Origin of the sequence: Sphingorhabdus sp. (assembly GCF_040079335.1) — a bacterium.
Lineage (GTDB): Bacteria > Pseudomonadota > Alphaproteobacteria > Sphingomonadales > Sphingomonadaceae > Sphingorhabdus_B.
Genome location: NZ_JBEBKL010000074.1, coordinates 1 through 6585 on the forward strand (window position 1 = coordinate 1; position 6585 = coordinate 6585).

The following is a 6585-nucleotide window of genomic DNA, read 5'->3' on the forward strand; positions in this document are numbered from 1 at the left end:
GATCTCTCCCCTCCCCTGAAGGGGAGGGGAGAGATCAGCTCCACCAAGGTCGGCAGAAAACCGGACAGCGTCTTCCCTGCACCCGTCGCCGCGACCAGCAAAGCATGCCGCCTGTCCGCGGCCGCTTCGACCATCTCCAACTGATGCCGCCGTGGCGCCCAACCGCGTTGGGTGAACCAGTCTATGATGATGGGGGGCAAGGTCACCCGGGCTCAATGCCCCGCCTGCTCCCCACGCTCAAGCCCGCTCGCCGCGAGTTGCGCGTCGATCTGTGCCATCAGGCGATCCAGCCCAGCCTCTGACGAAGCCTCGGCGCGTGCAACCAGCACATCCTGCGTGTTCGAGGCGCGCAGCAGCCACCAGCCGTCCGCTGTATTCACCCGCGCACCGTCGGTGGCATTCACATCGGCGCCTTCCGCGGACAAACGCGCCAGTACCTCGTCGATTACCGCAAATTTGCGGCTTTCATCGACCTGGAAACGCATTTCGGGGGTGTTGATCATTTCGGGCATGGCGGAGCGCAATTCGGTGACGCTCTTGCCCAGTCGCGCTGAGGCGCGCATCAGCCGCAGCCCGGCATAGATCGCGTCGTCAAAACCATAATAGTCATGCTTGAAGAAGATGTGCCCGCTCATCTCGCCGGCCAGCGGAGAGCCAACCTCCTTCATTTTGGATTTGATCAGGCTGTGCCCGGTCTTCCACATCAGCGGCTGGCCGCCGAGCGCCGCGATCCGGTCATACAGCGCCTGTGACGCCTTGACGTCGGCAATAATCACCGCCCCCGGCACATCGGCGAGGACATCCTCGGCGAATATTTGCAGTAACTGGTCACCCCAGATCACGCGGCCCTGCCCATCGATCGCGCCGATCCGGTCGCCATCGCCGTCAAAAGCCAGTCCGAAATCGAGGCTTTTCTCCGCGACAAGCCGCTTCAGGTCGACGAGGTTCTTCTCCTCGGTAGGATCGGGATGATGATTTGGAAAATTGCCATCGACTTCGGTAAACAGCGTGTAATGCTCGCCCGGAAGCAGCTTCACCAGTCGCTCGACCACAGGCCCTGCGGCGCCATTGCCCGTATCCCATGCGACGCGGAACGGCTTGTCGGGTGCGGCCTCGGCGATGCGCGCGACATATTGGTCCATGATGTCGAACGAGGAAGCACTGCCCGCCCCCTCGGCCCAATCGCCCGCCGCCGCCATCGCGCCGAGTTGCTGGATGTCCGCGCCAAAGAAGGGTCGTCCCTGGAAGACCATCTTGAAGCCGTTATAATTGGCGGGGTTGTGGCTGCCGGTTATCTGGATGCCGCCATCGACATCCTCCAGCACGGCTTCCGCATAATATAGCATCGGCGTTGGCCCCATGCCGACAGAGACTGCATCCAATCCGCTGTCGTTGATACCGCGGATCAAAGCCTCTTCAAGCATCGGCGAACTGGTGCGGCCATCATAGCCGACCGCCACCTTCTTACCGCCTGCCCTGCCCAGCAATGTCGCAAAGCTGCGGCCTATGGCATAGGCATCCTCTGCCCCCAAGGTTTCGCCGATGATCCCGCGAATGTCATATTCGCGCAGGGTCGTGGGGTGGAAATTGTGCGGCATGGGAGAACTCCGGGTTAGCAGTTTGCGGAAGCCCCTAATCCTTTTTCCGTTTTAAATCATCCAGCAAAAGGTCGCGGGCTTCGTTCAATTTACGTTTGCGGTCTTCGCCATCGTTGCGATCAGGTTCGCTGTTGGTGACCAGTTCCTTGTGTCGCGCCTTGATCTTGTCGGCATCGTCATGGGCCGAAACGCCGAGCAACCAGCGCGCGGCGGCCAGTTCATATTCGCTGCTCGGTATCTGCCGCAATTTGGACAGACGCAGTGTCATGCCGCGAAACCAGAAGACGCCAACGCCAATGGCCGGAAGTCCCAGCAGCCATGCGCCGCGCAGCGACAGCACAGCGCCGGCAATCACCAGCGCCAGCGGCAGCAATTGCTTTGGCATCAATTTGCCCGACCACAGCCCCCAACCTATTCCGGCAGCGACGATGAGGAGGAAGGGCAGCATCAGACCAGCTGCGGCTGCGCAAATTCGGGCAGCGCGAGCGCCGAGACCAGTTCGCGCAATTCCTGCCGCGCCACGATATGCGCGGTACCTAGATTGCCCAGATGGCCTTTATCGACGAGTGTCAGTCCCGACGGGAAGAGTTCACGATAGATGACACGCTCATTGAGACCCGGCACGACGCGAAAACCCGCGCGCTTTGAAAGCTCGGCGATCGCATCGGTCATGCGCTGCTGGTTGCGCGCCTCCATATTGTGCAGGCGGTTGCGCAACACCACCCAGTCGATGGTTGTGCCATCGGACCGTGCCCGCGCCATACGCGCTTCCCACATCAGCTCGGCGTAAAAGCTGAGCTTCTTGACCTTGAAATTTTCGGCGTCGACACGGCCCATCAGATCGAAATCAATAAAGCTGTCATTGATCGGCGTAACCAGAGTGTTCGCCCGCGTGGCGACGAAGCGCGCATATTCGTCATCGCGACCCGGCGTATCGAAGATCAGGAAATCGCTCTCTGCCTCCAGCTTGGCAATCTGCTCCTCAAGACGCGCCTGCGATTCCTGTTCGAACACGTCAAAGGCCGGAAGCGGCAGGTGAATATCACGCCGCGCCATCGTGTCGCGGCGGTTTTCGAGATAGCGATAGAGGGTCCGCTGGCGCGAATCGAGATCGAGACAGGCAACGCGGGCCCCGCGCGACGCGAGGCCAATGGCAACATGGATGGCGGTGGTCGACTTCCCTGTTCCGCCTTTTTCATTTGCAAATACAATATGATGTGCCTTGGCCATGTGCCGGCTTTACCCCTGATTCCGAAATTCGTCTTGCACAGTGCTGTGCGCGGCGCTGTATGCGATAACCTGCCATAACCAAGGCCCAAATGACGTGCAAACCATCAATAGGTTAACCGAGCTTCGCGCCGCCACCCGAGCCATAAAAGCTGCGGATAAGTCGATGGCTCTGGTGCCGACCATGGGTGCGCTGCATGCCGGGCACCTCCAACTGGTCGAGGAAGCCAAAAAGCGCGCCGATACCGTCGCGGTCTCGATCTTCGTCAACCCGACCCAGTTCGGCCCCAACGAGGATCTCGACGCCTATCCCCGCACGCTGGAGGAGGATTCCGCCAAATTGCGCGCTGCCGGGGTCGATCTGCTCTGGGCACCACCGGTCAGCGAAGTCTATCGCGAAGGGCGCGCGACACATATCCACGTCGAGGGCCCAAGCAGCGGCTATTGCGGCGGAGCCCGTCCAGGCCATTTTGATGGCGTCGCGTTGATCGTGACCAAGCTGTTCAATCAAGTCGAACCCGATATAGCCTTCTTTGGCGAAAAGGATTTTCAGCAACTTGCCGTCATCCGCCAATTTGTGCGCGATCTGGATATCAACGTCGAAATTGTCGGCGTGCCGATCGTCCGTGATGCCGACGGTCTCGCGTTGTCTTCACGCAACGCCTATCTCTCGTCCGCCGAGCGCAAGGCGGCATTGGCTTTGCCGCAAGCCCTGCAGAAAGCCCGCGAAGCCATCCTTACGGGCGGCGACATTGCTGCGATTCTCGCCGATGCACAAAAGGCCCTAATTGCCGCCGGTTTCGCCAATGTGGACTATTTTTCCTTGGCCGATGCCCAGACGCTTGCCCCTGTAACAGCGCTGACCGGCACACCATTACGCCTGCTTGCCGCCGCCAAAATCGGCAAGACCCGGCTGATCGATAATCTCGCCGTCGAGTAGCCTTCCTCCGCATCGGATTAAAAAAGTTCGATTCGCGTTAACCATTTATTAGCCACGTTCGGGCGAACACTCCCTCAACAACAGAGGGAAATTTCGTCATGGCCAATAGTTTGAAAAGCGCCACGTTTTTAATGGAGAGCCGGATTGCGGACGCGGCACGGGGCAGTGCCAGCGCTTTGTTCGATCTGGGGGTCGCCTATTCGACCGGCAGCGGCGGCATCGACGTCGACCTGATCGAAGCGCACAAATGGTTCAATCTGGCAGCGCTCAATGGCAATGAAGAAGCCAGTTACTGCCGCGCCGAAATCTCTGACGAGATGACCGCCCGCGAAATCGCCGAAGCCCAGAAAATGGCGCGTGCCTGGCTCAACGACAACATGCGCCGCGCGGCCTGAGTTTCCAAAGGCTGGCTTGCCAGCCGAAGCCCCGTAGGTGCGGAGGCTGGTGGAGCCGAGGGGAATCGAACCCCTGACCTCGTCATTGCGAACGACGCGCTCTACCAACTGAGCTACGGCCCCGTTCCAGCATCACGAATATAGGAAGCGCCCGCGGCGCTTGCCAAGCCCTTATTGATTTTGCTTCGCCTGCCATGCGGCGAAGGATTGCGCCAGACGCTCGGCAGCAATGTCGCGCCCCGCGCCGCGATCAAGCCCCAACGAGGCCGACAGCGGGCCGCCCATAAGCGAGTCGCCCAGAGCGAGTAGCACCAGTTCCATTGTCAGCTTGTGCAGATTGCCATCCTCATGGCCGCCTTCGCCTACCTCGTCGACCAACCGGTGGATCGCCTCCACCACGGGATTGAGGGCATCTTCATTGCCGCTGAGCAGCATCCACGCCGCGAGTGCGCCAGCACCCGCCTTATCGAAATGGTCGAATATCATGTCGACCAGATCGCGCGGGCCGATATCGCCGCCGCGGAAACGGTGGATCTGTTCGCCAATGTCGATGCAGATTGATTCGGCGTGATAGGCCGCCAATTCACGCTGCAAACCCGATGCCGAGCCAAAATGATGGAGCAAATTGGCATGGGTACGGCCGATCCGTCCGGCAACCGCCTTTAGCGTCACGGCCTGTGGGCCCGCCTCTACCAATATGTCACGCGCTGCCTCCAGCGCCGCCAAGCGACTAGCTTCCGGTGACAAACGTTTGCGTGCGACCGCATCACCCTTTATCGGGAATTTCACTATTGACATTGATGTTAATTACCCTAAAAACCCTGAACTGTGAAGTCATCCCCATGTGCAAAGGGACAACTCGTGAACGCTCCTGTCAAGATCGATACCGAAATAGCTGTGCAAAAAGCAGCACCCACACCCGCCGACCTGACGATAACGCCGCGCGACCGTCGCTTCGGGCGCAATGAAGGCCATGTGCAGGATCGCTGGTGGAACAATGGCAATCCGTTCGCCACCGCTTTCTTCAATGCACTCTCGACAACCTTCCCCAAGGGTGAGGCCTTTTTTATCGAAAGCGTGAAGGCTTTCCGCGAAGGCGCTTCCCCCAAGCTGGCCGAAGAAATCCGCGCATTTACGATGCAGGAAGTGATGCACACGCGCGAACATGTCGCCTTCAACCGCCGAGTGGTCGAATCCGGCTATGATGTCACCTTCCTCGACCATCAGGTCGATCATGTCCTTGAACTGATAAAGACCCGCCCGGCAATTGTAAACCTGGCCGCGACCATGGCGCTGGAGCATTTTACCGCGATCCTTGCGCGTGAACTCCTTGAAAATCCGAAGCATCTTGTGGGTGCTGACAAAGAAGCGGCCGCATTGTGGCGCTGGCATGCGGTTGAGGAGATCGAGCATAAGGCCGTTGCCTATGACACTTGGCTCCACGCAACCAAGGGCTGGAGCCGCTATCGCCGCTGGAAGTTGAAATCGATAATGATGCTGGTGATTACCACCCGCTTCATCCCCGAACGTATCAAGGGCATGCTCAACCTGCTAGAGCAGGATGGAATCACTGGTTGGAAGGCGAAGCGTGGCATTCTTTGGTACGCATTCGGCAATCCGGGCATGTTCCGCAAAATATTGGGAGCATGGGCGGCCTACTTCCTGCCCGGCTTCCACCCCTGGAATGCCGACGAAAAGCACCTGATTGCGCGCTATGAAGCGGAGAATCCGGTCGCAGCCTGATTTGGCGTTAACGCCGCAAAGCGTTGAGCAAACTGTAAAATCGCTAATCCTTCCGCGCGGTTAACCTTTCCCGTTAAGCGGGGTTTATCGCACCTCGGTTAGTGTTGAGGGCATGGACCAGACAAACAGTTTGAGCGTCGTTGCGGCCTTGCCGGGGGGCAAACAGGACAAGCAGCGCATGCATGTGCGCCAGTTTCGCGGGGGCAAGGCGAAGCTGGCGTCACGCCATTGGGTCCGCGGCGATATGTTCGCGACCGCCTTTCTCAATGCTCTTTCAGTTGTGTTCCCGCGCGGCGAGACCTTCATGATCGAAGCGCTGCTGCCGTGGAGAGATCGCGCCGAAGGCCAGTTGGCGAAAGACATTGCGACCTTCATCACGCAGGAAGCCGCGCACAGCCGCGAACATGTCGGCTTCAACAAAGCAATAATCGACGCTGGATATGACATCGAGGCGCTAGACCGGGCGATCAAGCAGTTTGTGTCTTTCTTTTCGGGCTGTGGTGAAGTCACCAAATTGGGCGCCACGATGTGCATCGAGCATCTGACTGCCATTGTCGCTGCCGAAATCCTTAAGAATCGCGAGCATCTGGAAGGCACCGACCTCGAACTGCGCAAGCTATGGCTCTGGCATGCGATCGAAGAGGTCGAGCATAAGGCGGTTGCCTTCGACGTCTGGATGTTT

Annotated in this window: 9 protein-coding genes and 1 tRNA gene; 4 read left to right on the forward strand and 6 right to left on the reverse strand. The window is 59.1% G+C overall.

Features of this window, described 5'->3' with window-relative positions; genetic code table 11:
* The 4 genes from ABL922_RS13735 to ABL922_RS13750 all read right to left on the reverse strand — a co-directional run.
* The coding region (locus tag ABL922_RS13735) for a hypothetical protein (RefSeq protein WP_349024777.1) at nucleotides 1-206 on the reverse strand (206 nt) is incomplete at its 3' end.
* Between the two features lie 6 nt (nucleotides 207-212).
* Complete coding sequence (locus tag ABL922_RS13740; RefSeq protein WP_349024778.1) at nucleotides 213-1598, reverse strand: phosphomannomutase/phosphoglucomutase; 1386 nt, start codon at nucleotides 1596-1598, stop codon at nucleotides 213-215.
* A gap of 34 nt (nucleotides 1599-1632) precedes the next feature.
* Complete coding sequence (locus ABL922_RS13745) at nucleotides 1633-2046, reverse strand: hypothetical protein (protein WP_349024779.1); 414 nt, start codon at nucleotides 2044-2046, stop codon at nucleotides 1633-1635.
* Nucleotides 2046-2828, reverse strand: a complete 783-nt coding sequence (locus tag ABL922_RS13750) for a division plane positioning ATPase MipZ (protein WP_349024780.1) — start codon at nucleotides 2826-2828, stop codon at nucleotides 2046-2048. Before ABL922_RS13750 ends, ABL922_RS13745 begins: the two co-directional genes overlap by 1 nt.
* 94 nt (nucleotides 2829-2922) lie before the next feature.
* Between ABL922_RS13750 and panC the strand changes: the two genes are divergently transcribed.
* Nucleotides 2923-3765, forward strand: a complete 843-nt coding sequence (gene panC, locus ABL922_RS13755; protein ID WP_349024781.1) for a pantoate--beta-alanine ligase — start codon at nucleotides 2923-2925, stop codon at nucleotides 3763-3765.
* Between the two features lie 98 nt (nucleotides 3766-3863).
* On the forward strand, nucleotides 3864-4160 hold the full coding sequence (locus ABL922_RS13760) for a hypothetical protein (protein WP_349024782.1): 297 nt from the start codon (nucleotides 3864-3866) through the stop codon (nucleotides 4158-4160).
* A 47-nt stretch (nucleotides 4161-4207) separates the two neighbouring features.
* On the opposite strand, the gene ABL922_RS13765 is transcribed toward ABL922_RS13760, so the two are convergent.
* A tRNA-Ala gene (locus tag ABL922_RS13765) sits at nucleotides 4208-4283 on the reverse strand.
* 48 nt (nucleotides 4284-4331) lie between these two features.
* Complete coding sequence (locus tag ABL922_RS13770; RefSeq protein ID WP_349024783.1) at nucleotides 4332-4958, reverse strand: TetR family transcriptional regulator; 627 nt, start codon at nucleotides 4956-4958, stop codon at nucleotides 4332-4334.
* Between the two features lie 63 nt (nucleotides 4959-5021).
* On the opposite strand from ABL922_RS13770, the gene ABL922_RS13775 reads away from it, so the two are divergent.
* Nucleotides 5022-5903, forward strand: coding sequence for a metal-dependent hydrolase (locus ABL922_RS13775; protein WP_349024784.1), 882 nt, complete (start codon nucleotides 5022-5024; stop codon nucleotides 5901-5903).
* Nucleotides 5904-6015: 112 nt separating this feature from the next.
* Nucleotides 6016-6585, forward strand: a 570-nt coding sequence (locus ABL922_RS13780) for a metal-dependent hydrolase (protein WP_349024785.1), incomplete at its 3' end; no start/stop codon positions are given.